This is a genomic window from Clostridium sulfidigenes, assembly GCF_000732635.1.
Taxonomy (GTDB): domain Bacteria; phylum Bacillota; class Clostridia; order Clostridiales; family Clostridiaceae; genus Clostridium_J; species Clostridium_J sulfidigenes.
This window is the reverse complement of the sequence record NZ_JPMD01000011.1, coordinates 54,119-80,602: the sequence shown is the minus strand read 5'-3', so window position 1 is coordinate 80,602 and position 26,484 is coordinate 54,119. Positions and strand designations below refer to the sequence as shown.

The following is a 26,484-nucleotide window of genomic DNA, read 5'->3' as shown; positions in this document are numbered from 1 at the left end:
CCTTTGGAATCTGTTGAAGGGGTAGCAGGATAGATAGAAAAAGAGCAGCATTAACAATTAATTTTTTAAGTTAGTTATTAATGCTGCTCTTTGTTTTGATGTTTTGTAGTTTTCTTCTAGATAGCATTTGACTTTATTTAGTTGACAATTTGATAAGTTAATTTATCATTTGATTTTCTCCCTATTATAATATTTGGCTAATTTATTTATTATGATTATAAGGGTATTAACTGTATAATCTATATCTTCTCTTGTATTATCGAAACCTAGTGTGAACCTTAGTGTTTTATTGCATTGACTGTCATCTAAACCTATAGCCTTTAATACATGGGATGATGTACCATTAAGTTCATTACATGCTGAACCAGAAGATATATATATTCTATTAGTATCTAGTAAAAATCTCAGCATATAACTATCCAAATAACTTAAGTTATTTAGAGTTATACTAACATTATCACATAATCGATTAGATTTATGGCCGTTTAGCTTTGCTTCAGGGATATTTTTTAATATTTGTGAAATCAATTGAATTTGAAGGGATTTTATATATTGTTGATTTGTATCAATGCGCTTTACGCTTAACTCTAAAGCCTTTCCAAGTCCAACAATATTAGATACATTCTCCGTTCCAGCTCTCATACTATATTCTTGACTTCCACCATGAATTAAGGGATCTATTTTAGTATTATTTTTTATATATAGTACTCCTATGCCTTTAGGCCCATAAAATTTATGGGCTGACAATGACAAGAGATTAGCATTAACTTTAGACAAATTAATGGCTATCTTACCAGCTGTTTGAACTGCATCTGTATGAAAATATACGTTATGTTTTTTCGCTATATTTCCTATTTGTATGATATCTTGAATTGTTCCAATTTCATTATTTGCATGCATTATTGAGATTAATATAGTTTTATCAGTTATACTTGCTTCTAACTGGGCTATAGAAATTAAACCATATTTATTTACAGGTAAATACGTAACTCTAAAACCTTTAGTTTCGAGGTATTTACAAGTACTTATAACTGATGAATGTTCAATCATAGATGTTATTATATGGTTTCCTTTATGTTTATTAGCAAAAGAAATTCCTTTAATGGCCATATTATTAGCTTCACTTCCACCTGATGTGAAGAAAATCTCCTCTTTGTCACAGTTTAATATTGTAGCTATTTTATCTCTAGTTTTATTAATAACATCCCTATTTTTTAATCCTATTGAATAAATAGATGAAGGATTTGCGAAATTTTCTCTCATATAAGGACGCATTTCTTTAAAAACCTCGTCGCTCAATTTAGTAGTAGCTGCATTATCTAAATAAACTGAATCATGTTTACAACCAATAATATTTAAATTTGAGTCTATCTTATCAATATCAAATCCTTCTATTATATTGGAGTTTATATTTATTATAGGTATTAATCCAATACTTTTTATATAAGGGGGTGCATCATTTATATTTACAGTAGTAAAATTAATATTATTTATAGTTAAATAGTTTATTAAAGCCTTACAATAGAAACAACTATCATCTATATATACATTTATCATTCATTAGTTACCTCCTTGTAATTAGGTTATTCAAATTTTTACTCTTATGTTATATAATATATAATATAATACATAATATAGGAGTTGATTAAATGAATTGTCCTAACTGTAATGTTAAAATAAGTAATAAGCAAAAAATTTTATTATTGTTTAAATCTCATAAATGTAATAATTGTAAAAATATTTTAAAGCTATCAGTAGAAAGTAAATTACTTGCTATTGTACCTCTTTTAATAGCTACATTTATTCCTTTCTATTGGAAAGATACTAATTTTAGAATAATGTGCATTATTATAGCTGTAATTTTAGCAATTCTTATTACTATAAAATTTTCATCTGTAGATAATTGTGATAAGCAAAAGTAGTTTAAAGTAATAAATTCAATATCTTAATATTGAATTTATTACTTTATTTTTTTGCATATAATATAAATTGAATTAATTAATAGGATCTAATGTATTTAGAGAAAGATAATGTCCATTTCTACCTTTATTAACACATCTTAGATTTAATTTAACCTTATAATAACTATTTTTTGATAAGAGTAGTTTATTAATTTTTTCTGGACTTTGAGATAAGCATTTTGATATTGCACTAGAAAATTCATTCATTGCAACTGAAACTCCCATACCAGCCCAAAAACCTAATCCTGCTCCGGCTATAATTATAGATAGTCTATTAAGATTTTTAAGTGCTTTATCTCTATTTCCAGCACAGAGAGTCCTTAAACTATCTAACTCTGTTCTGTTAAGTGTTACTGTAGTGGTTTTATTTGCAGTACGACAACCACCGTCTCCATATTTAACTATATAATAACTTGCCATAATAAAATTCCTTCTTTCTATATATTAGTTACTGTAACATTATAAATATACCAGCCACTATTTTTTCCGGCATTACGATATTTATAAGTAGTTATTGATTTGAATTTATTTCCATCAGAATACATTAGCAACTTTTTAATTCTTTCAGCTTCGGCTCCTGATTTACTACTTAATATTCTATTTGCCTCAGCTCTATATATTATTGTTTCAACAATTTTTGTATCTCCGTTTCTTGGCATAATAACATTCCTCCTAAAATTTAAATTGTTTATTTTAAAACTTAATCGATTAAGTAATTACACATATAAAGGAGAGTTTTAAAAAAAAAATTGTAAACCTAATAAAAACTTTTTTTTGTTTTTTTTACTACGCAATGTTTTATATTTTTTATACTTGTCTTTAATTTAGATATTTTTTTAAATTTTCAATAGCTTTTTTATGAATTTTACTTATAGCCTGTCTACTAATAGCTAATTCAATAGCTATTTCTTTATCAGTGAAATCATAGTAGTACTTCTTGATTAAAACATATCTTTGTTTTTCGTTTATAATTTTTTTAGGACAAGCTCATCTAAAAATATTTTATCTTCAAGTTTGTGATAATCATTAATTGGTACATATAAATCATTTTTTTCATAATATTCACATATAATTTGAGATTTACCAAGTCGATAATATTCTCTATAAAATGAAGTTTTTATATAATTTACCACTGAGCCTTCAGATAAGGTATTAATACTTTCTAATTTAATTGAATAGATCAATTTTATAAAGAATATGGTTAAATCAGTTTTAGCACAGTCATATCCCAATTTATAAGATAAACTGTTTAATATCGGGTCAAATTTAAGTATTAATAATTCCATACTAAACTTATCATAACTTTTAGCTCTTTCTATTAAACTTACTATTGATTCTATTGCATAAATCCTCCTTAAAGATATTGATATAAAGTAAGGAGAAGTTAAAATAGATAAAATGCAACCTATATAGACATGAATTATTACAATCTATGACTATATATTACATTTATTGAAAACATTTAAATTGAATTTTACTTGAAATGTCAAAAAAGCTACAAGAAAAGCTATAACAACCCCTTGCAGCTTTTTAAAAGTATATATTAAGGAAATGGGATATATTGAGTTCAAATATATTATTTGTTTGCATGAAATGTCTATTTTAGGTATTGAAAGTAAAGTTATTATTAAAGTATGTATGGTATAATTTAAATAATAACTATATTAAATATAATTATTTTATGATGAAATATTGTGAGGGGGATATAGATATGAGATTAAGTAGTAAAAATACAATTAAGTTGCTTGTAATTGTGATTTTAATTTTCGGTTGTATATACATTTATTATCCAAGAAGTATTTATTCAAGAATAAACTTTTCTAAATTAGAATCTACAAAAAATATAGAAGTAAATGTTATTTATAAGCAAGGTGCACTTAATGATGGAACTGAAATCACAGTTTCAAGTGACAAATTACCAGAGCTAATAGAAATATTCAAGAAATATAAGACTACTCATAATTTTTTAAATTTAAAAAATGCTAATAAAAAGGATATATATATTATTAAGTTTAATTATGAAGGGAAAGAGTTAGGATGGATTGGTATAAGTGATGATTATGTAGCTATAAATGAAAATGGAGTTGGAACCAGAGAATATATAGCTACAGGTAGTAAAATAGATTTAAGTATTTTAAATGAACTTTTAAAATAGGTACTAAACTAATAACAGAGATAGACTAACCTATTTAAGGTATAGACTATCTCTGTTTCATTAGTTGTACATTTGGTATGAAATAGTAATAACGATTATACTTTTGATAAAGATCTAATAGCCCAGTAATGACCATTCAAGCCTTTATTAATACATCCTAAAGATAGTTTAAGGGTAAAACCGCTACCTGAGTTTGCCATTAAAATGTTAGCTAATGTTTTTGAGTTACTGGTAAAAACACTTATAATAGAATCAGTTGCAATATTTACACCAATGGTTAATCCTGCTTGTTTTATTGCTGATGCCACTACTGGTGCTAATTTTTCTGCCGCTTTAGAAATTGCCCAAGCTTTAGCTGCATCTTGTGCTGCCATTAGCTGTTGCATCTGAACTAGTTGTTTTCTTGTATAATAAGCATAAACTGTTTTTGAAGAAGATGGACATCTTCCGTCTCCTGCACCAAAATATAATCCCATAATAAAATTCCTTCTTTCTTTTTAATATTTTTATTTTAATACTTAATCGATTAAGTAATTACACTTATAAAAGAGTAATTTATTTTAGATTTGTAAACTTAAAATAAAATTTTTTTATTTATTTTTCATTACATATTGTTTTATATCTTCTACATCTTTTTTTACTTCATCTACTATGTCAAATTTATCTGTAAGTTTTGTTATTATATCTTGATAATTTTTTTCTCTTTCCTCCTGCTTCATATCTCGTTTCTCTTGAGCTTTTAATATATAAAATAATAAAAATATACTAAGCACTGCCCAAATACCTTGGGATAGTGCAGCTTTCAGAATTTCACTCTCCATATTTTATTTTACCTACCTTCATTTAATTTAGATATTTCCTTAAGCTATCAATAGCTTTTCTATGAATCTTATTTACAGCTTGTCTACTTATACAAAGTTCTACTGATATCTCCTCATCAGTACAGTGATAGTAGTATTTTTTTAATAAAACATACGCTTGTTTTTCGTTAAGTACTTTTTTCATTACTAGTTCATCTAGAAATATTTCATATTCAATTTGTACATAATCATTATTATCAACAGTAAAAATATCACTAAACTCAACACTAACAATAGGGGATACTTTATTTAGTTTATAATATTTTCTATATAATCCTTGTTTAATATAATTTACTAAAGCTCCATCTGATGAACTTTTTAGATTTGTTAGCTTAATTTCGTATATCATCCTTATAAAGAATATAGTTAGCTCACTTTTAGCATCTTCGTTTTGAAGTTTTCTTGATAAACTAACTATTATAGGATCAAATTTAGTTATTAATAATTCCATACTTTCCTTATCAAAGTTTTTAGCTCTTTTTATTAAATTGCATATTGACTCCATCACATATTCCTCCTTAGAAATTTTGCCTATAATTATTAAAGAGGGTTAAATTTGCTAATTGTAAACTCCTCAAAGTACGTATGTGCATTTTTTTTAAAGAGGAAAAAATAATAGGATATTTATAAAAGTTATAAATATCCTACATGGAATTTTCATTTAAGTTTACTTATAAAAGTATAAATAATTTATAATAAGAAACTTAAGCTATAATTTATACTTTTCAAACATATTTTATTCAATTAAAAGGTTATTTTGATATACTTTCAAAGTAACCTTTTTAATATTTGATCTCTGTAAGTAAACAAATAAATATGTATAAATTTACAGAAGTTAACGTTAAATGGATATGAAATTTATTATTTAATGAAATATATAATAATATAGTAAAAAATATACTAAAGCGATTTATTAGAATTGAAGGTGAGATTTTGAAAAATAATCTTATAAAGATTGAATTGAGTAGATCAATTAAAAGTAAAACTATGGTTCTTGTACTTTTTTTAGGATTATTAATTACAGTGTCAGAAATTTTTACATATGCTATCCCAACAGCAATTTTTAATGAAAGGGTTGTGGTGGATAATTATCCAATGGCATCCCCAACCACCGTATTTCAGGCATGGATTGGTAATATTAATATACTTCCACAGAGCTATATATTTTTTGTCTTATTCGGGGAGGATATTTCATGAAAGAAAGGCTTAAAATAATAAAATATTTTATAATTGCTTTATTAATTTTGATACCAGGAATAAAATTGTTTCTTGATTTACAATTTGGAATTACATTATTGAATGATGACAAAATCATTTATACATACATTGCTATCTATTCTATTTTAGCAATAGTTTTAGTATTTATGATGAAAAAATTTTCTTACATGGTGATAACAATTATATTTTTGTTCATTTATGTATTTACATTATATATTGGTAATGGTTTAGATGATAGATTTCGTACTTCAGAAGAATATACCTCACCAAATAATGAAAATATATTAATAGTAAATATTCAAACTTCATGGTACCCAAGTGCTAATGTAAGATTTTATAAAAAAGTAGGCTCTTTCTTTAAAAAAACAATTAAGGCACCTAAAATAGAGGGCGAGTTTAATGATGATCGCGTTATAAGAATGAACATTTCATGGAAAGATGATAATACTGCGGTAATAAGTGGATTTATTGTTAAAAGAAATAGGTATAAACTTGAAAAGATTAAGGAAAATTTTCCAGATAAATGTGACTATGAAATATTAGATAACAATCTGTATTTAAATTTAAAATAGTTAAGGAACTCCATAGAAGTTATTCTATGGAGTTCCTTAGTGTTTATATTATATTATTTGTAAAAGTCTTCTTAGATTTAATAAGGGAATTAAAAACTGGGAACCTGCTGAGACAGTAGCATTAAATCCTACTGATGAGATTAAACAGACACTAAAAACTGAAAGTATATGGTTACTAAGTGATTAACTACCTAAGCCAGTTAAATTATAAAATTTACATTAAACAGTAGTTGCACTTCCTATCTTCAAGAATATTATATTACTGTATTATATAATTTTTCCTTAGGATAAGGATAAGGAGGCAAAGTATATGTTAAATGAAAATCCTATGAATTCAAGGGATGTAATAAGCAACAGTAGCGGCATTACTCAGAGTGCTGAAAGATGTGAATCTAAAGTGGTAGATTCTTCCACTTTAAATGAATGTAGCAACCAAAATTACATTCCCATGGGACGTACAGGTCCATTAGTAGCTAAAATTCCAGTAGTTTTATCTGATGTAGAAGTACAGATTAATTTAGAGTCACAAATAAAATTAGCAGAGAGAATTTTAGATATTAAAACTGTAGATAAACACGTTTGTCTTACCCAATGTAAACTCATACCCTATACAAATAAACTTTTCATATCTGGATATATTCAAAAAAATATACAATTTTCTACTATTAATTGTTCCAATGAAACAAGTTCAAGTGGCAATATACAACACACTACAGTTAATGTTCCTTTTAAATGTGTAACAAAAATTAAGTTTTCAAAAGAACCATTCTATGGAAAACAGTATAAAGAAAGATTAAATGCTTTCGATAAAAGTATGTTTAGCAAAGATCAAGAAGAAGATTCATGGATTCACTATAGCAAACTATATGAACCAATATATTGTGAATTAGAACATGCAAGAATATTAGAAACAGATTTTTTAAATCCTGCCTGTGATTATCCAAATGGTTCCTCTCATGACAAGGTTACTGGTGAGATTGTTGAGAAGATGGTTGTATATATTAGATTAAAGGTATTGCAAAAGCAACAAGTATGTATTCCAGAACCAAATGGAGATGTGGTAATAGTAGAAAAGTATGATTCAGATTCAAATTGTAATTCTTATAAGGATGAAGATAAAAAGTACACAGAAATAGAAGTAGGATTTGATCCTGAAAAAGGAATGATTGGTAGAAAAGTTTCCATTTATGATTGAAAATAAGGGTAATTTAGTTTTGAAATGGTGCTGTAGCTGATTAAAGTGATAGAACTTTGAAAGAATTATGAGCATTGGTATGAAGGTTTTAAAATGAGCCTGCCAAATTATCACCAAGTGTTAGTGTTACCTAGAGATTTAAAAGAAAATGAAAAAGTAAAACTAATTTTAAACATAAGCAAAACAATAAATCATGTTTTCATGAATAAAGAGGATGAAGAGCTATGTTGGCCTGACTGCAGTGGTAGCTATATTGTAAATAATTGTAATAAAAAGATAGTGTTATAGTAACAGACTCACTGCTTAGTTACAAAACACTATCTTCCTATAGCAAATGAAAACATATGGAAATCCATAGGGGTTCACCCTCAATAGGTTTCTCTTTAAATACATAGAGTCTAAATGTGAGGCTATGCTTTTATTTTTAGGGGCAATAAGCCTTATTGAAACGAACTTTAAAGGACGTCCCAATATTCTCATAGCTTGTATATTCTATCACTGTAAATTTCAACAGAACCTTAAAAATAATTTAAATTAGATGGTAACAAAATTTCTCAACTAGAATAATGTAGTAGTAGATATGGAACTTTAATATTAATTTAATAATTCTTAAAGTTTTATATACCAAAGAGTATAGAGGGAGATGGAGTCATGAATAGAGATAATATAATTAGTAGTTCAGAATGTAACTACCAGCCGGTTTGTAATTCTGGGGTAATTGACCCAGTTACTTTATGTCAGTGTGATAGCGATTGTAATGAACCTAAGGGATGTAAAGATTCCTTAGTAGCTAAAATTCCAGTAGTGCTATCAGAATGCGCAATACAAATAGATGTTGAATGTGATATTAGGTTAGAGGAGAAAGCATTTGATATAAAAACCATAGATAAAAAAGTATGTTTAACTCAATGTCATCTAGTGCCGCATACAAATAAACTATTTATTGAAGGATTTGTTCAAAAAAATATACAATATTCCACTGTAGAATGTGTCAATGAGGATAGCATAAGTGGAAATGTGCAGCATACAACATTAAATGTTCCATTCAAATGTTGTACAGCTATTAACTTTGATAAATCACCCGAATTTGGTAAAAACTTTAAAACAAGATTAACTGCTATAGATAATAATATGTGTTGTCCGGATACTCATGAAGACTCATGGATACACTATAATAAGTACCATGAACCTGTTTACTGTGAATTACAATGGGAAAAAATTTTAGAATCAGACATTTATAATCGAAATAGAATGTGTGCTGAAGGCTTTACAGATGAATGTTGCTTCCTTAGATTCACAGAAAAAATGGTAGTTTATATAGGAATTAAGGTTTTACAAAACAGACAAGTATATATTTCAAATAAGTATGATGACTGTGACAAGTACGATGATTGCGACAAATGTGATGATTGCAACAAGTGTAAATGTGACAACTGCATGCCAGAAAAATATTAATTGGTTTTTGTAACCGTATTATAAAATCATCATATAGTATAGTAGAAGAGTTAACTCCTTAAAAAACTGAAAAGATATTAAAGCTAAAATTGGACTAGCTATTGTAGGGTTTATGACAAAGGAATTAAATCTTCTAAAGATTAAAAAATAGATACACTAAGATAATAGAGGGGGACTACAAAGAATGAATATTTATTATGACTATGATGAGAGACGTGATTATGAAAAAGGCTACTGCCGTGACGAAAAGAAATGTGAAAAACACCAAAATAAAAAATGCGAATATTATAATGGAAAATGCTGTGATGAGCATAAATATGATAGATGCTGCCCTAAGAACCCATGTCCTTATCCAATACTATTTGAATGTGGTCAAGGTACAGGGGCTATGATACCAGGAGGTACAGACGCAACAACACCGTTTACACCTAGAGCTTTAGGATGCCTTACTATTGATACAACCTGCTTGGAAAGTCCAGTAGTAAAATTTGATTTCACTAGTATCGTAAAATTTGTAAATACTTCAGACAATGGTCCAGCAAGATTAACTTTTGGATTATTTAAGAAGTGTGATAGCGGAGAAGAGTCACTTTGTGGAACTTGGGATTTTGCAATTGATTTTGATGGCAACGGAGAACAAGTTACTACTTCCTATAGTTTTAGTTACTGTGAATGTCATAGTTGTCCAGGATGCTGCACTTACGCTGTTAGAGTAATAGCAGCTTCAAATTCAGAATCTAGTAATACTCTAGATATATGCAACACAACACTTTCAGCTATTGCTAAGTCAGCTTGCTAAATAAAAAAATTCCATTTAGCTAGAATTCTGCATTCTAGCTAAGGCCTAAATATAAGGGAACCTCTTTTGAGAGGTTTCCTATTAAAGTTTATAAGTATTAATATGAAGGAGTGTATTATATGTCAAAAAAACACAGACAGAGTTGTAGACATGGTAATTATTATTATAATGAATACACAATACAAGATATAACGCAAGAGCAGAGATTAATTATAATTGTAATATTGCTCAAAGTATTAATTGATAAAATTAAAGAAAATAATATGAATATATATAACAATTCCATAGAGGTTCCATTAGATGATGCAAATCTAGATAAGAAATATGAAACTTCACATACATATGAAAATAAAGAAGAAGCTCACAATGTAGAAGAAATAGAAGAAGTAGAAGAAATAGAAGAAGTAGAAGAAGTAGAAGAAGTAGAAGAAGTAGAAGAAGTAGAAGCAATAGAAGGAAATAGAAGAAAGGGAAGAATATAAAACTTCAGATATATATATAAATAAAGAAGAATATCATAATGTAGAAGAAATAGAAGAAGTAGAAGAAGTAGAAGAAATAGAAGAAGTAGAAGAAGTAGAAGAAATAGAAGAAGTAGAAGAAGTAGAAGAAATAGAAGAAGTAGAAGAAATAGAAGAAGTAGAAGAAGTAAAAGAAGTAGAAGAAATAGAAGAAATAGAAGAAATAGAAGAAATAGAAGATATAAATCCTATAGACGACAAAGATGATCTCCATAATAGGGAAAAAAAATTCATAGAAGAAGATATTATAAATGGATTAAATGAAATAGATAATGAAATCATCCTAAATTCAAAGGTTATGTCTTGTAAATCCAATGTGCTTCAATGTAATCAAAGCGAGAATTTAGAAAATTATTCTGATTTTAACCTAGGAGTGACTAAAATACCTATTATATTATCAGAATTTGAGACTCAGGTTTTTATAGAGACCATTATAAAGTTTCCAGAACCCGTTTTCCAAGTAAAGTCCCTAGAAAAAAATGTTTTTTTAAATAAGTGTGAGTTGATACTTGATACAAACAAATTGTTTATAAGAGGATTTATAAAGGAAGATGTAGAATATGCTACTGCAAGCACTATTAGAGAAAATATAATTAGTGGAAATATAAAAAAATCTACCTTTAATATTCCTTTTCAATGCTCTATAAAGGTTCCTTTTACTACTCCCATCTTAGCTCCTAGATGTTCCTCTAGCATAGAATTAGGGATTATTAATCCAACAATAAATAGCATAGGTATAAGTGAAAAAAACTATGAATACTTTGGGTTTTTCAATGAAAAAGTTTGCTGTGAACTAGATAGCATAGAGATTATGGAAACAAGCAGAAAAGAAAATATAAGCCTTTTAGAAAATACCCTAGAAAAATCACAAATTTTTGAGAATATACGAAAAAAGATTATATTAACTTTAAAACTTAATTTAATTCAAGATAAAAAAATATTCATTAGCAACCAGAAAGAGTCTTCCAATTCACTTCAGCCTTTTTCTGGTACTATCCCTGGGCACGCAAAGCAAGGGTGCAGATAAAGTCTGTAGAGGTAGCAGAGGAGTTTTATAAAGTTATAAATATTCTACATGGAATTTTAATTTATATTTACTTATAAAAGTCTAAATAAATTAAAATAAGAAACTCAAGCTATAATTTAGGCTTTTTAAGCATCTTTTATTTAATTAAAGTTTTATTTTGATATACTTTCAAGGTATCCATTTTAATATTTAATATCTGTAAGCAAGCAAACAAATCTATATAAATTAACAGAAGTTAACGCTATATATGTATAAAAATTGTTATTTAATGAAATATATGATAAAATAGTAAATAATACACCAAATACTCATGAATTGAAGGTTATAAACTGTCCATTAAGGCATCTTTAAAAGATAAATAAGTGAGAATCCTTGTCTATTTTGTGTTATACTGCAACCCTTAGATAGTGCTACCATCTGGGGAACATGTTTCCTTGTCTAACTCAAGATATACTTCCCAGTTTTCACTTATTATTGATTTTCAGATGCCTAATTTATTAGAATTGAAGGTGAGATTTTGAAAAATAAACTTATAAAGATTGAATTGAGTAGAGCAATTAAAAGTAAAACTATGGCTCTTGTACTTTTTTTAGGACTATTAATTACAGTGTCACAAATTTTTACATATGTTATTCCAATAGCCAATTTTAATGAAAGGGTTGTGGTGGATAATTATCCAATGGCATCCCCAACCACCGTATTTCAGGCGTGGATTGGTAATATTAATATACTTCCACAGAGCTATATATTTTTTGCCTTATTGCCATTGTTAGCTGCAATACCATTTGCAGATACCTTTTTTACTGACAGAAAAAGTGGATATATAAAAAATGTTCTTATTAGAACTAAAAAGAAGGATTATTTTTTAGCAAAGTATATAGCTACCTTCATTTCGGGTGGACTAGCTATAACTATACCACTACTTGTTAATTTGATTATTGCAGCTATGTTTTTACCCTCATTTGTACCAGAAGTAACTCAAAGTTTTGCAATAGGACCAACACATTTATGGAGTAAATTATTTTTTACACATCCTTATATATATTTAATTGGATTTTTAATAATAGATTTTATTTTTAGTGGATTGATAGCTACTATTGGATTATCAGTGAGTTTCTTCATTGAATATAGGTTCATGGCGTTAATTACACCATTTATAGTATATATATTTGTGTACACAGTGCTAGGTTCTTTTAATTTAGCTAAATATATTCCCTTCTATTTTTTGCAGCCAGGATTTGAAATTTGTAATGGATATGTAGTTTTAGGAGAAATTATTGGATTATCAATCATTACATTTGGTATGTTTTTCTTCAAGGGAGTGAAAGATGATATATACTAATTTAAAAAATTGGACAAAAGAGTTTTTAAGAAATATAAAATGTAACTATTTAATAATCATGGGATATATGATGATTTTAGCTATGATAATTTTATTTCATATTAGAAGTGGAGTATTTACTCATAATATTCAAAGTGTGGCAGATGCATTTATATACGTATCAGCATATTGGTTTTTTGGAATTGAAATTATGATATTAGCAAATTTTATGCTTTTTAACATTATTAAAGATGACCTAAGGATAAATAGTATTATAAAACAAAAAAGTAGGACTTTATTATGGATAAAGCAGGTATATAAGATAAGTTTACTGTCTATATTTTCTTCAATATGGATTTCCCTTTGCACTTATTTCTTTGGGGGATTAATGACTACACACTTTATAAACTGGAATAATGTGAATAGTATTTACTTTAAAATAAATAAAACTGTATGTAGCTCTATAAGTTTAAACTATGTAATTACAATGTTTTTATTATGTTCCTTTATCAGAATTGTTCTAATATTAACTATTTCATTATTAATATATTGGATAACAAATAAGAAGATTATAAGCTGGTTGTTTGTTGTGACCTTGGGATTTTTAGAAATTTCAGTGCCAATTGTATGTAAAGTGATAAATATTGATTACACAGCAATTAATAGCATCTATAAATTAATTATTGGGTTTTCATATGGCATAGTTCTTATATTAATAGCAATAATATTAGGAGTTATTCTGGGAAAAAGAAAGGAATTTTATTATGAATAATATAAAATTTGGGGATGAAAAGAAAAAAGGAAGTTTCTTTTTACAGATTAAACATGATTTTTATAAAGGTACTATAGAGGGCTGGAAAAGATATGCTATAGCCCTATGTATATTTGTATTTTTATGTTTTGTATTTCAAATAAGAGCTGAAAAAATTATACAATTTAATAAGATTAGTAAAGAAATCTCTTTTTCAGATTTTATATTATTTATGTTTAGAGGAATGAATGTTTTTGATGGAAATGCAGTTGAATTACAAGATAAGCTGCCTCAATGGTTTTTAGTAAATATATATTTAAGTATTATCATTGGATATTTTCCATTGAAGGATTTAAGTGAATCAGGAATTCAGGTATTAATTAGAACTAAAAGCAGAGTTTCATGGTGGCTTTCTAAGTGTTTATGGGTCACATATAATGTTCTAATCTATTATGCGATTTCTATCATTGTAATAACAGTTTTTTCACTTTTCCATGGAGGATTATCACTGGAACCCTCAAAGGAGCTAAATCTGATATTATCAAATCTAGACACTTCAAAGTTTAATTTTAAAGGAATACTCATAGTCGGAATAATACTTCCAGTTATTACATCCATTACTTTTTCATTAATACAATTATTAATTTCACTCTTTACTAATTCAATTATAAGTAACATGTTTATCATTACTGTTTTAACTCTAACACCTTTTTATTGTAATTCATTTTTTATAGGCAATTATTTAATGATATTACGTAGTAATTTAAACATTGGAGACAGTGGAATAAGTATAGTATATGGAATAGTTGTATGTGTAGTATTATCAATAGCAACCATATTTATAGGAGCAAATAAAATTAAAAGGTATGATATTTTAGAAAAGTAATCATTTAAATGAAAAAATAAGGAGCATGAATATGGAGATAGAAGTAAGAAACTTAACAAAAATAATTTCAGGAAATTTAATTCTTGATAATATAAATATAAAAATGACCCGTGGAAAAATATATGGATTAAAAGGGAAAAATGGTTCAGGGAAAACTATGTTAATGAGAGCTATTTGCGGTCTTATTTTACCTACAGAAGGTGAAGTTATAATTGATGGACAAGTTCTTGGAAAGGATATTTCTTTTCCAAACAGCTTGGGAGCCTTAATTGAAAGTCCAGGTTTTATTTCTAATTATTCCGGATTTAAAAATCTTAAAATATTATCAGAAATACAAGGTAAGATAGATGATAATAAAATTAATGAAGTATTAACTATGGTTGGACTTGATCCAAAGGAAAAAAAGAAGTTTAAAAAGTATTCATTAGGTATGAAACAAAAGCTAGGAATAGCAGCTGCAATAATGGAAGAGCCTGAGATAATTATTCTAGATGAACCAACTAATGCCCTTGATGAAAGTAGTGTAATATCTTTAAGAAAAACATTACAAAAATATCGTGATGCAGGAGCATTAATAATTATTTCATGTCATGATAGTGAGGAACTAGAATTTTTATCTGATGAAATTTTCTTTATGGAAAATGGAAGGTTAAAACCATATAATAAACGCCAAAAGGAAGGTGATAGTTATGAAGAAGAAAAGTAAAGTAATATCACTGGCTATTATTTTTATTTTAGTTATAGTAATTGGACTAAGATATAATTACATAAACAATAAGTATCCTCAGGCACCTGTAGAAGCGTATAACCTAGGGGATACCTTTGAATATAGAGGAATTACAGTAAAGGTAGAAAAAGCTAAGTTTATATCTGATAATGAAATAAAAAATATGAATCTAGAAGAATCTACTGTTTTTGAGAATGATGAAAGAAAAGCTATTGTAGCAACAGTTAACTTCAAGAATACAAGTAGTAAAGAGCAAAGCATAGAATGTGATTTTTTTGAAGCAGAATCTATTGATTGGCATAATGGTTTAAATTATGAAATGTTTATTGCAATTAATGAAGAAGAGGCAAGTCCAAGCTTAACTTTAGCCCCAAATGAAGAAATCACATTAGATTTACCCTATGAAATGTTTGATTTTCAATATGATAAAAGTAGTTGGAAAAGAATTGAGGAAGTAAAATTTCGTTTAACATTAGACATATATCCTGTAAAAAAGTGTGTTAAACTTGAGATTTAGTGTATGCTGGGGGATTAAAAGATGAGGGGAAAAGTGATTTACAAAATCATTATAGCAGCCATGTTTATTTGCAGTGTCTATATACTTATAGTTAAAGGTATGCCTATTCCAGGAAAAAATGTTTGGAATAACGAAGAAATAGTAGAGGAAGATGGGGATAACGGTGAGGAAGAAGAAAGAAAAGAAGAAAGTGAATTAAGGTTATATCAAATAGGAGAAGAGGTTACATTTGGATCCTATACATATAAGGTGAATTCAGCAATGGAATCAAAAGAAAAAGGAAACTTTCCTGCACCTACAGATTATTCAAAAAGATATACATTTGATGAAAGTGGCAACATAACTGGAGATGATTCTTATGTAGTAGTTAATTTAACTATTGTGAATAATACAAAAGAAATTAAGGAGCTCTACTTAAATAGCATGGCATTAGTAGTATATAAAAATAATACTACTACTGAATGTGATTATAGTGAATGTGTATCTTCAAGTAAACTAGAAGGTTATGGGAGAAAAGATTATTTTAGAACCGATTTTGAGCCATCAGTAGAATATACTTATGATCTTGTATTTATAATTCCAGATCAATCATTAAAAACTAAGAGAGGGCGACTTGTAATTAGTAGACAAGATCCCTCAACAAGAAAAGAAGACGAAGATAAGACAAGGCTTGTAGAAGTAAATTTTTAATTTTAATATTAAGCCTTAGAATAGAAATATAAGAAAAGAAATCCAATGTTGCATTATTTATCAAATATTGTATAGTCAACTATATCAGGAGGTGATTTATATAGAATTTATTACAAAATTTTTTTTTTTGAAGTTCCAGCAGCTATAATTCTTTTAGTAATTAACATATTTTGTATAGTTGGTAGCTTAGTGGCATTTCCTTTGATACAAAAGAGCAGCATGATAGAAAAAGAAAAAAAATTAGCTATTATTTTAGATACAGTATTTTTGATTTTAAATATGTTTGCCCTATTTGCACTGTTTGCAATAAGTATATTTTTTTCTACTTTTATTTTTGGCTCTGTTTTAAAATAGTGTTGATAATATAATATAAGTATGTAATATATTTAATTTAAAAGTCCAGTGATTCGAAATCACTGGACTTTAGTTCGTAATAATTTAATGTTGTAAACTTATTTTTTTATTTCTTCGCATACTAATTTTATAAAAGCATTCTCTTCATTTTTCTCAATTAATCCATCTAATTCTTCTTTTGATAAGTATCCTAGTTTTTCCATGGTTAAACCTTTCCCGCCATCATTACTATGAAATAAATATACTTCATCTCCTATATTAAATTTTCTAGCTCCATTAAAATAATAATTTGCTGATTTAAATATATTTTCTTCTATTTCTAAATTACTATATGCCCCACCAAACATTATTCTTATTTTATTTTCTTGTATATTTATTGATATATTAGTATCTTTTATCTTATCCTCTGTTGGTCCATATGCCGTACCTAATAGAATCTCTTCCCTTACTTTTTCTTTATTCTTATAAACTTCATATACTACATTTAGTTCATAGCTTTTATCTCTAGGTAAGTTTTTTAAATCATATTTAAATGCTCTATTCCCAGTTAATGATAATATTTCCATTTGTTCATCTGTAAATTCTTTATGTTCAATTGTAAAATTTTCACTTTGAGTACACCCACTAATAATTAAGGCACTCAATACAATAATTAAAACCAATACTTTTTTCATCTTTTACCCCCGGTAATTTATATTTTTATTATACATTATATTTGCATTAAAATTCCATATTTTTAAAATATTGAATGGATATTGGTTGGATATTTACGAGATATGTTACTATGAACAATGGAATTTTTAATTTTAATAGATTCTTCTTCTGAACTAAATGTATTTATCCATTTATGCCATTGATAAAATTGGCATGGATATCTTTGATATAAATTCTGTGGAGGAATTGGAAGAGGATTTTAAGATATAGATAAGTAATAGTTAATAATAAATATATATACTCTGAATTATTCACCGAATTCATTTTTAAAGGATTTATTGAAGATATTTCCTTAGAGTAATGAATTCGGTGTATTTTGTATCTTTTAAATATTATTTTTACATCTAAAGCTGAAATATTAGATATAGTTTCTCTAAGGATTTTATATCAGCCGAAAAAATCTGATACTTTTAAATCTATTTAATTTTACTATGAATAATTCAGGTAATATTAAAGCAGATATTTTTTATGTTCAAGATCAAAATCTCTATTCATATTTTTACAATGCTTTTTTATGAAGGCTTCTGAAAATTCCTCAGGTGTAATCCCAAAGCACATCAATGCATCGTTGTAGAACATCATAACATCAACCATTTCTTCAACAAAAGCAGCTCTAACTGTTTCATCATTCATAATATCATTTTCTCCACGTTTTTTAATTATCGCTATTACTTCTCCCATCTCTTCTATCATCCATAACAAGCTGTTACGACCATTCTCTGCACAAAGAGGAGTCCATTTTTCTTTATATTTTTCCTGTAGTTCCTTTTGCATGGCCATAATTTCTGAAAATTTTAAATCTGCCATTTTTCTACCTCCAATAGTTAACTTATAATTATTTACTTATTAGACATATTATATCACGAAAGCTATTTTGTATTTACTTTTATTGGTGTACAATAAATTTATAAATTTATAATAATGAGGCTACAAAATAGGGCATTAAATATCGAGTGTAAATATATTTATAAAGATACTATTAAATTGGGAGTGAGAAGAATGGATTGGATAAAAAATTTAAATGAGTCTATAAATTATATAGAAGAAAACCTTCATGGTGAAATATCCTATGAAACTATTTCAAAAATTGCTGGATGTTCTGTCTACAATTTTCAAAGAATGTTCTCATATATAGCGGACAAGCCTTTATCGGAATATATAAGAAACAGACGATTAACAATGGCAGCCTTTGATTTATTAAATAGCACAGAAAGAATAATTGATATTTCTTTAAAGTATGGATATGAATCTCAAGATTCATTTACCAGGGCATTTAAAAAGTTTCATGGAGTACTACCTTCAAGTGTTAGAAATGAAACTGTACAGCTGAAATCCTGTCCTAAGCTCTCCTTTCAAATTTCAATAAAAGGAGAAAATCATATGAATTATCAAATTGAACAGTGGCCTGAATTTAGAGTAATGGGAGTATCACATAAAGTAAAAACAGCCCAGGCCTTTGAAGTAATTCCTCAGATTTGGGAAAACTCATGGAAGGATGGAACTATGAAAATGTTCCTTGACAACTTTCCCGACTATAGACCTGCAGGTTTTTTAGGAATTGCTCAAGGAGGACAATGGGGAGAGTCGGAAGAAATGGAATACATCATAGCAGTAACAAATCATGTTGATGTACCAAACTGCAAACATGTTCCAGTACTTGAAGGAATGAAAGAGTTTACTTACCCTGCTGCAACATGGGCAATTTTTGAAGCTAATGGAGAACTGCCAGATGCGACTCAAAAGGTTTATAAGCAATTTTATAGTGAATGGCTTCCTAATTCAGGATATGAATTAGCGGATCTTCCTGTAATTGAATGCTATATGCAAGAAAATCACCAAGAAGTTTGGATTGCTATTATTAAAAAGTAGAAAATATTAAATAATTGCAACTTATTAGAAAAACTTCTAAAATACTCTTGTAATTGACGTAGCGTCAAATGATATTATTTTCTTATGAGGACCTCATAGATTGAATAAGGAGGTGGTTAAATGAGCCATTTTGAACCAATTCACCAGGTATCGGAACAATTTGGATTAACCAGTCGTACACTTCGTCACTGGGAAGACAAGGGGCTTTTCTATAGCACCCGAGATCCACAATCAGGCTGGCGTATGTACAATAATGAAGCACTACAGAGAATACGTCTTGTAACATTGCTTAGGGAACTGGATATTCCTTTAAAATTTGTAAAAGTCATCATTGACAGTGCAGACCCTAAAGTTGCTTCAAAGATTATTAGAAATCAAATTAATAAGCTAAGTGAAGAAAATATTGTAATTACTAAGCAAAAAAACTTGTTAAGTAAATGTCTTTCAATTATAAACTCCATGGAGCTTCCATCCAATGAGTCAGAATACCTTGTGAATATGGAAGAAACATTGGCACTTCAAATCATTTCTACAAATAATATGATAGAGCAATGGGAGGATATTATTATGACAAATAACGCAATTACTTCAGGAGCATTACGAATTGTTAGTTTACCTGATATGAGGGTAGCAGTATGTAATGTGATAAGCACTTCTCCAGAGGATGAAGCACTAAAAAGAGTATTGGATTGGGCAGAATCAGAACATTTAATGGGTACTGCTAGAATTTTTGGTTTTAATACCACCGCATATAGTCCAGGTTGTACAGAGTATGGATGGGCAGCTTCTATTACTGTACCAGAACAGGTTGTAATTCCAGAATGTTTTGAAGAAAAAAGGTTGTTAGGTGGTCTATATGCATCACTAAATAGTACTAATGAAGTATACGATTCATGGCAAACATTAATGCGATTATTAAAAGATAATGATGCATATGCTGTTGATGAAAGCCGTTTATGTCTTGAGGAACACATACCTAGTGGTGAAGGAAATGATTTTTATTTAAATCTGCTTGAGCCAATAACTAAAAAATAACTTTCAAAATCGTTAGCATTTATATAACTAGCTATGATATCTTAGTTTAAAATTTAATCTATTCAAAACACTGCATATTCAGAAATGAATAAGCAGTGTTTTTTAGCAATTTGAGGATATAAAATATTTAGATTATAAGTCAATGCAGAGATGCTAGTGTAAATCATCAAGGTAATTACTAAGGTTGTCTATGGTAAAATTATTTTAAATTTACTTTTATTAGTGTATAATTAATTTTAGAGTTAATAATTAATTATAAACCATAGGGAACAGATAAAGGGGAGTATATTAAGTGGATTTAAAATCGTGGAACGATGATATTAAGGAATTAAGAAAGATAATATTGAAACCAGATAAAATTCTAGAAAGTAAAAGCTTGGCTTTAAGTTTGCATTCAATGGTCCATTTATCCATTATGTCAGGAATAGATAAAAAAACTTTTGAAGATGAATTATGGGAAGGGTTAGATGAAAATACATTTAGAACTTCACAAAATCAAAAGGGACGTACTATCACCTATGGCATTTGGCATTGTACTAGGATAGAGGATATAACAATGAATTTATTAGTTGCAGGTGATAAACAGATATTTAATAGGGAAAATTGGCAAGAAAAAATTAACTCCAATATCACAGATACTGGTAATGCAATGTCAGAAGATGATATTATGGAATTTAGTAAAAATATAAATATGGAAGAGTTAAAAAATTATAGAATTGAAGTAGGAAGAAGGACAAGAGACATAGTAGAGAATCTTTCCACTCAGGATATGAAAAGAAACTTTGATAAACATAGATTGCAACGTATATTAGATGAGAGAGCAGTATTGGATGTGAAGGCATCAAATTGGCTTATTGATTTTTGGGGTAGAAAGAATGTAGCGGGAATTATATTAATGCCAATGACGAGACATCAAGTTATACACATAAATGAATCTTTAAGTGCAAAAAAGAAGTCAAAATCAAAGGCTTTATAACAGGAGGATATGAATGAAGATTTTTGACATTATTATTCCAGTACTTTTAATTTTAATAATTTTAAAACAGCTAAAATATATAAAAGCCTTGATAATACAAATAAGAAAAAGGCTTATAGAGATTGTTATTGTATTGTTTGGTATTATTATTTTCATAGGCATTATGTATTTTTATGCTAATACATGGATTCATTATATAATAGGAATATTATGTATTTTTGCGTTTATTAGTAGCTGGATTAAGCAAGGAATTAGCTCCCAAGGTTTTATATCAATGTATAGATATAAAGAGATTATATTGTGGAATGAGATTGAGAAAGTTCAAGTAACTAATTCAAAGGATGTAAAAGTTAAACTATTTGGTGGTTTTATGGAGCAAACCTTTCATTTTAAAACCAGTGATTACCATAAAGTTATTAATATTTTAAAAGAAAAATTACCTGTGGAAGCAGAGCTAGAAATAAATAATTATAAATAATTATAAATAATTATGTGAAAATAAAAATACCACATTATTCTATTATGGATAATGTGGTATTTTCCAAGTAATCACTTAATTCTAATTACTACACCTTAATTTATTTATCTATGCATTATGATTAATATCTGAAATTATAAATAATATCATCCTTTATTTCTGGTTCCTCTGCTCCAATACTACTATATAATTTACATGCTGGTGAGTTGCTTATATTTGTTGGAATCCATATTTTCATTGAATTATTTAATTTTCCATCTTCAATAATTTTATTAATTAATCTTTTGCCAATACCATTTTTTCTACAGGACTTTAATGTACCTATTTCATATAAGCAAATCATACTTTGGGTGGTATCCAGACGACTTTGAACATAAGCAATTGCATATGAAACCACTTTTTCATCCATTGTTGCAACATAAAACCAATTATCGTTATTGGATAAAAATTTTTCTATGGCTTCCTTGTTAAAACAACATGGATCTTCTTCGCTTTTAACATTAATAATGGCATCTTTAATATATGAAATTTCATTGATACCGCATCTAAACATGTTTAAATTCATTTAGAATTCCTCCACAATATTTTATAAATAATTGTTGCTCATAGTATAATACTAGAGATAATATAAGTAAATTATAACATATAATACAAAATATCAATGAGTATTTTATATTTCATATTCCATAGATTACTTATCTTTATATATTTCTAAATACTTTTTATAATTATAGTCCACTATATCAACATAATTTGCAGTTTCTTTATAAGGGATATTATTTAGTGTTGCTCCATCATTGGAATAATTACTATCCTGTAACCATTCAGTGGTAATATTCATTCCCGCATTATAGGCTGCAACTACAGTGTTTTGCTCAGAAAAACTTTTCTGAAGGATAGAAATGAAAAACACACCATATCGAATATTAGTATCTGCATCAAACAAATCATCATAGGTGGTAGAACTCTCTCCTAACTGAGGTTTTAGCCAGTTAAAGGTATCTTCTGTTAGCTGCATTAAACCTCTTGCTTTAGCTGAAGAAATAGCCTGGTTATTAAAATTGCTTTCCTGTTTTATCATTGCATAGACCAAATATTTATCGACATCAAACTCTTTACAATATTTATTTATGGAATCTTTATACTCAATCTGAAAGGTTTCTTGTTCATGAGAATTTTTACTGTTAAAAGAATAAATAAATAACATACCCCAACCAATAATAATTAAAATAAATAAAAGTTTTTTAAAACTAAATCTTTTTTTCTTCAAAAAAGTTCCTCCTCAAAGCCTTATTTACCATAGGCGAAATAGTTATAGACTTTTTTATATTTTAAAACTTATCTATAACTAGCTTACTTAATTTAATTATAGATTAAAACACTTAAGGAATTCATTACAAATTTCTTAAGTGTTTAATATATTTATTATAGATTTAGGAAATATTTTATCAAAGGTATGCTAAAAATGTATAAGAACAAGTGTTTGTGCCTATAATTAATATATAGCTATAAAATATATTTAATTTGAGCTCTTTTTAATATATAATTTAATTATAAAGGACGGTGCAAACTTGGAATCTACAAAGGAAAAAGTTAAACTAGATCAGGTATTAAAGTTTTTGTTTTCCACCTCTAATAAGGTTTTGATTAATCTGTTAAATGGAGTTTTTGAAGAGAACTTTAATGTAGATGAGGTTAGTTTAACTGTAAGTAATAATGAGTTTATTGAGGACACTTTAGATGTGCTACGGGGTGACATGTTCTTTAAGATTTCAAAAAATGAAAATCAAAAAGTAAGTTATCACCTAGAATTTCAAACTAAAAATGATAGCACCATGATAGTGAGAATGTTTGAATATGGCTTTAAAAAGGCTAAAGAAGAAGCGGATGAAAGCAACCATGTCAAAAGAATTGTTTTTCCTAAGCAAAAGGTCATATTTTTTGAAGAAAATAAAAATATAGAGGATAAATTAAGGTTAAATATAGTATTTCCGGATAGTCAAGAAATTGATTATACAGTACCAGTGCTTAAGTATTGGGAATACTCAGATGAGGACCTCATACATAAAAAGATGTATCCACTTATGCCACTACAATTATTTCAATTAAAAAAGGAATTAATAAAGGCAAACAAGAATAATAACATTGAAAAGATGAAAGAATTATCCTATAAGGCAAAGAAACTAGCAACAAAATTAGCCAATGAATCTAAGGAACTCTTCGATTCTAATGAAATCCTAGGAGAAGACTTTCATAAGATGTTGTTAGCAATACAGAATTTAATAGAATATCTGAATAGAAATTTTATTAAGGATGAAATTTTAGAAAATGAGGTGAATAGAATGACAAAAACATTATATGATCCAGAGGTTGAAAAGAGGGGAATAGAAAAGGGAATAGAAAAAGGAATTAATAAAGGCAAAGCAGAATTATTAATTAAACTATTATTAAAAAAGTTTAAAAATCTACCAGCAGAGTATGAGGATAAGATAATGAATTTACCCATTAATGCCATTGATAAAATTGGTATGGATATCTTTGATATAAATTCTGTAGAGGAATTAGAAGAGTATTTTAAGATATAAATAATTAATCTATTTAGTCTAAGCCAATAATTTTATAAGGTCACATAATGCTATGTTGAAAAAACATAGCATTTTTTATATTGCATGTTTACTTATATGTCGCAGCGTGATATAGTTTTAATATGATATATCACATCGTGACATATAGAAATATAGTAATACTAGAAAGAAGGTATTTTAATGAGTGAGGATAAAATTTTAAAAGCATTCATGCCTATGACAGAAACAGCTTTCTATATTCTTCTTTCACTTACAGAACCAAGACATGGTTATGGAATAATACAACATGTAGATAAAATTACTGATGGAAGAATAAAGTTAGGTTCTGGTACAGTTTATGGAACATTAGGTAAAATGGAAAAAAGTCAAATTATATCAATTTACTCTGATGAAAATAGGAAAACAATATATGAAATTACAGAAGTGGGGAAGAGATTAATAAAAGCAGAGATAGAAAGGATTAAAGAATTACATGATAATGCAATAAAATATGAGGGGGATTTTTCATGAGAATTTTTAAACCATTTTGGAGCTTAAATATTAAAAATATAGAAAACTGGTTAAGTAAAAAAGCTTTAGAGGGCTATATTTTGAAAGATGTTAACCTTCTTCTAAGACTATTTATCTTTGAAAAGGGAGAAGAAAGCAATATTAACTATAGAATTTCATTTGAGAAAAGGGGGATTACAGAGTTACAACCTTCTTTAATAAAAAATGGATGGTACAAAGCTTGTAGTAAAGGTAGATGGTTTTTCTTAGCAAATGAAAAGAATCTAGAAGATATAAAAGCCCAGCCATCTCGAGAGCCTTTACTAAGCAGATTTAAAATAGCTCAAATTCTTTTATCATTAATTCCAATTTATCTTTCTGTAAATATTGGCATTTTCCTAATAATTTTAATTCCAATGATAATTTTTTATTTTTTAGGTATTGGAGATATCACCTTCATAAAAGAAGTATCTCCTGAGAAAATACAACATATAGAAACTTCTTATTTTACTTTGTTAGATATTTTAAATGTTGTAAAAGCACTAGGTATTATAGCTCTGTTCATATATCCACTATATAGATTAAGGAAGAATGAATCGCAGATAAAAGAGGAATTAGACTCTGATTATGTTAAATTTGATGGGGAATATGTATCTGAAAAGGAAGGTTCCCTACAAGAACATAGGAAGTTAATAGAGAAAAGATGTCCTAGTTTTTTAGAACCAGATAAATTAGAAAAATGGTTAGAAGATATGGAAGCAAAAGGCTTTAATCTTTATAAAGTTAAAAAAGGGAATATGAAATTTTATTTTACTAAGGGAGCTCCTAGAAAAATTAGATATATATTAGATTTTCAAAATAACCCTACAGCTGCATATTATGAAATATTTAAGCTGGATCAATGGGAACTTGCATATACTGTTGGAACATTACCAGTTAAATGGAGTCTATGGAGTAAAGAGTACACAGACGAAAGACCTAATATATATTCAAATAAGGAGGAACAAGTTGCTAATGCTAAGAAAATGGCTTTAACTTATTCAGCATTTTACCTACCTACTATAGCTATTATTTCCTATAGCATTATAAAAGTATTTATTCTTTTAATTAGTGATATTTCAAGGACAATAGAAGTTTTACCATATATGATTTTCATAGTATTATTTCTTGTGTCTATATTATTCTTATTTTGTTTCCCTTATTCAAAAATAATTTCATTCTATATTAGGGCTAAAGGGAGGGAATACTAGTATTATAAGGTGAATTATTTCACTGCATTCCCTCTAAATAAACATATTAAGTCTAAACTAATAATTTTATAAGGTCACA

At 27.6% G+C, this 26,484-nt stretch carries 36 protein-coding genes; 23 read left to right on the top strand and 13 right to left on the bottom strand.

Annotation, left to right across the window (positions count from 1 at the left end):
- Positions 1 to 165: 165 nt before the first annotated feature.
- Complete coding sequence (locus tag IO99_RS05290; RefSeq protein WP_084178077.1) at positions 166 to 1,557, bottom strand: IscS subfamily cysteine desulfurase; 1,392 nt, start codon at positions 1,555 to 1,557, stop codon at positions 166 to 168.
- Positions 1,558 to 1,649: 92 nt separating this feature from the next.
- On the opposite strand from IO99_RS05290, the gene IO99_RS05285 reads away from it, so the two are divergent.
- Positions 1,650 to 1,922, top strand: a complete 273-nt coding sequence (locus IO99_RS05285; RefSeq protein ID WP_035131075.1) for a hypothetical protein — start codon at positions 1,650 to 1,652, stop codon at positions 1,920 to 1,922.
- Between the two features lie 72 nt (positions 1,923 to 1,994).
- Here IO99_RS05285 and IO99_RS05280 read toward each other — a convergent pair whose 3' ends face one another.
- The 4 genes from IO99_RS05280 to IO99_RS05270 form a co-directional block, all read right to left on the bottom strand.
- On the bottom strand, positions 1,995 to 2,381 hold the full coding sequence (locus IO99_RS05280; protein ID WP_035131073.1) for a hypothetical protein: 387 nt from the start codon (positions 2,379 to 2,381) through the stop codon (positions 1,995 to 1,997).
- Between the two features lie 17 nt (positions 2,382 to 2,398).
- Positions 2,399 to 2,620 carry a hypothetical protein gene (locus IO99_RS05275; protein ID WP_035131071.1) on the bottom strand — a complete coding sequence of 74 codons (222 nt, stop codon included), beginning with the start codon at positions 2,618 to 2,620 and terminating at the stop codon, positions 2,399 to 2,401.
- Between the two features lie 160 nt (positions 2,621 to 2,780).
- Positions 2,781 to 2,930, bottom strand: coding sequence for a sigma factor-like helix-turn-helix DNA-binding protein (locus tag IO99_RS19805; RefSeq protein WP_423219416.1), 150 nt, complete (start codon positions 2,928 to 2,930; stop codon positions 2,781 to 2,783).
- Positions 2,927 to 3,247: a hypothetical protein gene (locus IO99_RS05270; protein WP_198028558.1), complete on the bottom strand. Its 321-nt coding sequence runs from the start codon at positions 3,245 to 3,247 to the stop codon at positions 2,927 to 2,929. The genes IO99_RS19805 and IO99_RS05270 overlap by 4 nt, the downstream gene beginning before the upstream one ends.
- Positions 3,248 to 3,672: 425 nt before the next feature.
- Between IO99_RS05270 and IO99_RS05265 the strand changes: the two genes are divergently transcribed.
- Positions 3,673 to 4,116, top strand: coding sequence for a hypothetical protein (locus IO99_RS05265; protein WP_035131069.1), 444 nt, complete (start codon positions 3,673 to 3,675; stop codon positions 4,114 to 4,116).
- A 95-nt stretch (positions 4,117 to 4,211) separates the two neighbouring features.
- On the opposite strand, the gene IO99_RS05260 is transcribed toward IO99_RS05265, so the two are convergent.
- The 3 genes from IO99_RS05260 to IO99_RS18315 form a co-directional block, all read right to left on the bottom strand.
- On the bottom strand, positions 4,212 to 4,592 hold the full coding sequence (locus IO99_RS05260) for a hypothetical protein (RefSeq protein ID WP_035131067.1): 381 nt from the start codon (positions 4,590 to 4,592) through the stop codon (positions 4,212 to 4,214).
- A 114-nt stretch (positions 4,593 to 4,706) separates the two neighbouring features.
- Positions 4,707 to 4,937, bottom strand: a complete 231-nt coding sequence (locus IO99_RS05255; RefSeq protein ID WP_035131065.1) for a BhlA/UviB family holin-like peptide — start codon at positions 4,935 to 4,937, stop codon at positions 4,707 to 4,709.
- Between the two features lie 22 nt (positions 4,938 to 4,959).
- On the bottom strand, positions 4,960 to 5,481 hold the full coding sequence (locus IO99_RS18315; protein ID WP_051823940.1) for a sigma factor-like helix-turn-helix DNA-binding protein: 522 nt from the start codon (positions 5,479 to 5,481) through the stop codon (positions 4,960 to 4,962).
- A gap of 428 nt (positions 5,482 to 5,909) precedes the next feature.
- On the opposite strand from IO99_RS18315, the gene IO99_RS05245 reads away from it, so the two are divergent.
- The 7 genes from IO99_RS05245 (at position 5,910) to IO99_RS05215 (ending at position 10,697) form a co-directional block, all read left to right on the top strand.
- Positions 5,910 to 6,173 (top strand): hypothetical protein, encoded by a 264-nt coding sequence (locus IO99_RS05245; protein WP_035131063.1) that lies wholly within the window; start codon positions 5,910 to 5,912, stop codon positions 6,171 to 6,173.
- Positions 6,170 to 6,766, top strand: coding sequence for a hypothetical protein (locus IO99_RS05240; protein ID WP_035131061.1), 597 nt, complete (start codon positions 6,170 to 6,172; stop codon positions 6,764 to 6,766). The genes IO99_RS05245 and IO99_RS05240 overlap by 4 nt, the downstream gene beginning before the upstream one ends.
- 310 nt (positions 6,767 to 7,076) lie before the next feature.
- Positions 7,077 to 7,961, top strand: coding sequence for a CsxC family protein (locus tag IO99_RS05235; protein ID WP_051823939.1), 885 nt, complete (start codon positions 7,077 to 7,079; stop codon positions 7,959 to 7,961).
- 93 nt (positions 7,962 to 8,054) lie between these two features.
- Positions 8,055 to 8,249, top strand: a complete 195-nt coding sequence (locus tag IO99_RS05230) for a hypothetical protein (RefSeq protein ID WP_035131059.1) — start codon at positions 8,055 to 8,057, stop codon at positions 8,247 to 8,249.
- Positions 8,250 to 8,612: 363 nt separating this feature from the next.
- On the top strand, positions 8,613 to 9,416 hold the full coding sequence (locus tag IO99_RS05225) for a CsxC family protein (protein WP_051823938.1): 804 nt from the start codon (positions 8,613 to 8,615) through the stop codon (positions 9,414 to 9,416).
- Positions 9,417 to 9,600: 184 nt separating this feature from the next.
- Positions 9,601 to 10,215 (top strand): DUF4489 domain-containing protein, encoded by a 615-nt coding sequence (locus tag IO99_RS05220; RefSeq protein WP_035131057.1) that lies wholly within the window; start codon positions 9,601 to 9,603, stop codon positions 10,213 to 10,215.
- A 119-nt stretch (positions 10,216 to 10,334) separates the two neighbouring features.
- Positions 10,335 to 10,697: a hypothetical protein gene (locus tag IO99_RS05215; protein WP_035131055.1), complete on the top strand. Its 363-nt coding sequence runs from the start codon at positions 10,335 to 10,337 to the stop codon at positions 10,695 to 10,697.
- 33 nt (positions 10,698 to 10,730) lie between these two features.
- Here IO99_RS05215 and IO99_RS19280 read toward each other — a convergent pair whose 3' ends face one another.
- Positions 10,731 to 10,937: a hypothetical protein gene (locus IO99_RS19280; RefSeq protein ID WP_035131052.1), complete on the bottom strand. Its 207-nt coding sequence runs from the start codon at positions 10,935 to 10,937 to the stop codon at positions 10,731 to 10,733.
- A 97-nt stretch (positions 10,938 to 11,034) separates the two neighbouring features.
- Here IO99_RS19280 and IO99_RS18310 point away from each other — a divergent pair, with 97 nt between their 5' ends.
- From IO99_RS18310 to IO99_RS05175, 7 genes are all read left to right on the top strand, one after another.
- Entirely contained in the window at positions 11,035 to 11,763 is a 729-nt protein-coding gene (locus IO99_RS18310) for a hypothetical protein (protein WP_156964292.1), read from the top strand.
- 517 nt (positions 11,764 to 12,280) lie between these two features.
- Positions 12,281 to 13,105: a hypothetical protein gene (locus IO99_RS05200; protein WP_035131050.1), complete on the top strand. Its 825-nt coding sequence runs from the start codon at positions 12,281 to 12,283 to the stop codon at positions 13,103 to 13,105.
- Positions 13,092 to 13,856, top strand: a complete 765-nt coding sequence (locus IO99_RS05195) for a hypothetical protein (protein ID WP_035131048.1) — start codon at positions 13,092 to 13,094, stop codon at positions 13,854 to 13,856. The genes IO99_RS05200 and IO99_RS05195 overlap by 14 nt, the downstream gene beginning before the upstream one ends.
- Positions 13,849 to 14,721: a hypothetical protein gene (locus IO99_RS05190; RefSeq protein ID WP_035131046.1), complete on the top strand. Its 873-nt coding sequence runs from the start codon at positions 13,849 to 13,851 to the stop codon at positions 14,719 to 14,721. The genes IO99_RS05195 and IO99_RS05190 overlap by 8 nt, the downstream gene beginning before the upstream one ends.
- 31 nt (positions 14,722 to 14,752) lie before the next feature.
- Entirely contained in the window at positions 14,753 to 15,427 is a 675-nt protein-coding gene (locus IO99_RS05185; protein WP_035131044.1) for an ATP-binding cassette domain-containing protein, read from the top strand.
- Positions 15,411 to 15,965: a DUF5028 domain-containing protein gene (locus IO99_RS05180; protein WP_035131042.1), complete on the top strand. Its 555-nt coding sequence runs from the start codon at positions 15,411 to 15,413 to the stop codon at positions 15,963 to 15,965. The genes IO99_RS05185 and IO99_RS05180 overlap by 17 nt, the downstream gene beginning before the upstream one ends.
- A 21-nt stretch (positions 15,966 to 15,986) precedes the next feature.
- Complete coding sequence (locus IO99_RS05175; RefSeq protein WP_035131041.1) at positions 15,987 to 16,655, top strand: DUF4352 domain-containing protein; 669 nt, start codon at positions 15,987 to 15,989, stop codon at positions 16,653 to 16,655.
- A 452-nt stretch (positions 16,656 to 17,107) separates the two neighbouring features.
- Here IO99_RS05175 and IO99_RS05170 read toward each other — a convergent pair whose 3' ends face one another.
- Positions 17,108 to 17,683 (bottom strand): hypothetical protein, encoded by a 576-nt coding sequence (locus tag IO99_RS05170; protein ID WP_035131040.1) that lies wholly within the window; start codon positions 17,681 to 17,683, stop codon positions 17,108 to 17,110.
- A 490-nt stretch (positions 17,684 to 18,173) separates the two neighbouring features.
- Positions 18,174 to 18,530 (bottom strand): DUF550 domain-containing protein, encoded by a 357-nt coding sequence (locus IO99_RS05165; RefSeq protein ID WP_035131039.1) that lies wholly within the window; start codon positions 18,528 to 18,530, stop codon positions 18,174 to 18,176.
- Positions 18,531 to 18,722: 192 nt separating this feature from the next.
- Between IO99_RS05165 and IO99_RS05160 the strand changes: the two genes are divergently transcribed.
- The 4 genes from IO99_RS05160 (at position 18,723) to IO99_RS05145 (ending at position 22,081) form a co-directional block, all read left to right on the top strand.
- Positions 18,723 to 19,592, top strand: coding sequence for an AraC family transcriptional regulator (locus IO99_RS05160; protein ID WP_035131038.1), 870 nt, complete (start codon positions 18,723 to 18,725; stop codon positions 19,590 to 19,592).
- Positions 19,593 to 19,712: 120 nt separating this feature from the next.
- Complete coding sequence (locus IO99_RS05155; RefSeq protein ID WP_035131036.1) at positions 19,713 to 20,627, top strand: MerR family transcriptional regulator; 915 nt, start codon at positions 19,713 to 19,715, stop codon at positions 20,625 to 20,627.
- Between the two features lie 292 nt (positions 20,628 to 20,919).
- Positions 20,920 to 21,603 (top strand): hypothetical protein, encoded by a 684-nt coding sequence (locus IO99_RS05150; RefSeq protein WP_035131034.1) that lies wholly within the window; start codon positions 20,920 to 20,922, stop codon positions 21,601 to 21,603.
- Between the two features lie 13 nt (positions 21,604 to 21,616).
- Positions 21,617 to 22,081, top strand: coding sequence for a hypothetical protein (locus IO99_RS05145; RefSeq protein ID WP_035131033.1), 465 nt, complete (start codon positions 21,617 to 21,619; stop codon positions 22,079 to 22,081).
- A 121-nt stretch (positions 22,082 to 22,202) separates the two neighbouring features.
- Here IO99_RS05145 and IO99_RS05140 read toward each other — a convergent pair whose 3' ends face one another.
- Positions 22,203 to 22,646 carry a GNAT family N-acetyltransferase gene (locus tag IO99_RS05140; protein WP_035131031.1) on the bottom strand — a complete coding sequence of 148 codons (444 nt, stop codon included), beginning with the start codon at positions 22,644 to 22,646 and terminating at the stop codon, positions 22,203 to 22,205.
- A gap of 126 nt (positions 22,647 to 22,772) precedes the next feature.
- Positions 22,773 to 23,351: a lytic transglycosylase domain-containing protein gene (locus IO99_RS05135; RefSeq protein WP_035131029.1), complete on the bottom strand. Its 579-nt coding sequence runs from the start codon at positions 23,349 to 23,351 to the stop codon at positions 22,773 to 22,775.
- A 301-nt stretch (positions 23,352 to 23,652) separates the two neighbouring features.
- On the opposite strand from IO99_RS05135, the gene IO99_RS18650 reads away from it, so the two are divergent.
- From IO99_RS18650 to IO99_RS05120, 3 genes are all read left to right on the top strand, one after another.
- Positions 23,653 to 24,666, top strand: coding sequence for a DUF4351 domain-containing protein (locus IO99_RS18650; protein ID WP_084178076.1), 1,014 nt, complete (start codon positions 23,653 to 23,655; stop codon positions 24,664 to 24,666).
- Between the two features lie 180 nt (positions 24,667 to 24,846).
- Positions 24,847 to 25,176 (top strand): PadR family transcriptional regulator, encoded by a 330-nt coding sequence (locus IO99_RS05125; protein WP_035131028.1) that lies wholly within the window; start codon positions 24,847 to 24,849, stop codon positions 25,174 to 25,176.
- On the top strand, positions 25,173 to 26,405 hold the full coding sequence (locus IO99_RS05120; RefSeq protein WP_035131027.1) for a DUF2812 domain-containing protein: 1,233 nt from the start codon (positions 25,173 to 25,175) through the stop codon (positions 26,403 to 26,405). Before IO99_RS05125 ends, IO99_RS05120 begins: the two co-directional genes overlap by 4 nt.
- The last annotated feature ends 79 nt before the right edge of the window (positions 26,406 to 26,484 follow it).

Bases quoted from the DNA above. Each gene is read 5' to 3' on its own strand.
- IO99_RS05230 (WP_035131059.1), top strand. From the start codon at position 8,055: ATGAGCCTGCCAAATTATCACCAAGTGTTAGTGTTACCTAGAGATTTA.
- IO99_RS18310 (WP_156964292.1), top strand. From the start codon at position 11,035: ATGTCTTGTAAATCCAATGTGCTTCAATGTAATCAAAGCGAGAATTTA.
- IO99_RS05125 (WP_035131028.1), top strand. From the start codon at position 24,847: ATGAGTGAGGATAAAATTTTAAAAGCATTCATGCCTATGACAGAAACA.
- IO99_RS05265 (WP_035131069.1), top strand. From the start codon at position 3,673: ATGAGATTAAGTAGTAAAAATACAATTAAGTTGCTTGTAATTGTGATT.
- IO99_RS05160 (WP_035131038.1), top strand. From the start codon at position 18,723: ATGGATTGGATAAAAAATTTAAATGAGTCTATAAATTATATAGAAGAA.
- IO99_RS05185 (WP_035131044.1), top strand. From the start codon at position 14,753: ATGGAGATAGAAGTAAGAAACTTAACAAAAATAATTTCAGGAAATTTA.
- IO99_RS05285 (WP_035131075.1), top strand. From the start codon at position 1,650: ATGAATTGTCCTAACTGTAATGTTAAAATAAGTAATAAGCAAAAAATT.
- IO99_RS05255 (WP_035131065.1), bottom strand. From the start codon at position 4,937: ATGGAGAGTGAAATTCTGAAAGCTGCACTATCCCAAGGTATTTGGGCA.
- IO99_RS05190 (WP_035131046.1), top strand. From the start codon at position 13,849: ATGAATAATATAAAATTTGGGGATGAAAAGAAAAAAGGAAGTTTCTTT.
- IO99_RS05240 (WP_035131061.1), top strand. From the start codon at position 6,170: ATGAAAGAAAGGCTTAAAATAATAAAATATTTTATAATTGCTTTATTA.
- IO99_RS05235 (WP_051823939.1), top strand. From the start codon at position 7,077: ATGTTAAATGAAAATCCTATGAATTCAAGGGATGTAATAAGCAACAGT.
- IO99_RS05120 (WP_035131027.1), top strand. From the start codon at position 25,173: ATGAGAATTTTTAAACCATTTTGGAGCTTAAATATTAAAAATATAGAA.
- IO99_RS05165 (WP_035131039.1), bottom strand. From the start codon at position 18,530: ATGGCAGATTTAAAATTTTCAGAAATTATGGCCATGCAAAAGGAACTA.
- IO99_RS05275 (WP_035131071.1), bottom strand. From the start codon at position 2,620: ATGCCAAGAAACGGAGATACAAAAATTGTTGAAACAATAATATATAGA.
- IO99_RS05220 (WP_035131057.1), top strand. From the start codon at position 9,601: ATGAATATTTATTATGACTATGATGAGAGACGTGATTATGAAAAAGGC.
- IO99_RS05195 (WP_035131048.1), top strand. From the start codon at position 13,092: ATGATATATACTAATTTAAAAAATTGGACAAAAGAGTTTTTAAGAAAT.
- IO99_RS05290 (WP_084178077.1), bottom strand. From the start codon at position 1,557: ATGATAAATGTATATATAGATGATAGTTGTTTCTATTGTAAGGCTTTA.
- IO99_RS05260 (WP_035131067.1), bottom strand. From the start codon at position 4,592: ATGGGATTATATTTTGGTGCAGGAGACGGAAGATGTCCATCTTCTTCA.
- IO99_RS05180 (WP_035131042.1), top strand. From the start codon at position 15,411: ATGAAGAAGAAAAGTAAAGTAATATCACTGGCTATTATTTTTATTTTA.
- IO99_RS05170 (WP_035131040.1), bottom strand. From the start codon at position 17,683: ATGAAAAAAGTATTGGTTTTAATTATTGTATTGAGTGCCTTAATTATT.
- IO99_RS05175 (WP_035131041.1), top strand. From the start codon at position 15,987: ATGAGGGGAAAAGTGATTTACAAAATCATTATAGCAGCCATGTTTATT.
- IO99_RS05225 (WP_051823938.1), top strand. From the start codon at position 8,613: ATGAATAGAGATAATATAATTAGTAGTTCAGAATGTAACTACCAGCCG.
- IO99_RS05140 (WP_035131031.1), bottom strand. From the start codon at position 22,646: ATGAATTTAAACATGTTTAGATGCGGTATCAATGAAATTTCATATATT.
- IO99_RS05215 (WP_035131055.1), top strand. From the start codon at position 10,335: ATGTCAAAAAAACACAGACAGAGTTGTAGACATGGTAATTATTATTAT.
- IO99_RS05145 (WP_035131033.1), top strand. From the start codon at position 21,617: ATGAAGATTTTTGACATTATTATTCCAGTACTTTTAATTTTAATAATT.
- IO99_RS18315 (WP_051823940.1), bottom strand. From the start codon at position 5,481: ATGGAGTCAATATGCAATTTAATAAAAAGAGCTAAAAACTTTGATAAG.
- IO99_RS05155 (WP_035131036.1), top strand. From the start codon at position 19,713: ATGAGCCATTTTGAACCAATTCACCAGGTATCGGAACAATTTGGATTA.
- IO99_RS05270 (WP_198028558.1), bottom strand. From the start codon at position 3,247: ATGGAATTATTAATACTTAAATTTGACCCGATATTAAACAGTTTATCT.
- IO99_RS05280 (WP_035131073.1), bottom strand. From the start codon at position 2,381: ATGGCAAGTTATTATATAGTTAAATATGGAGACGGTGGTTGTCGTACT.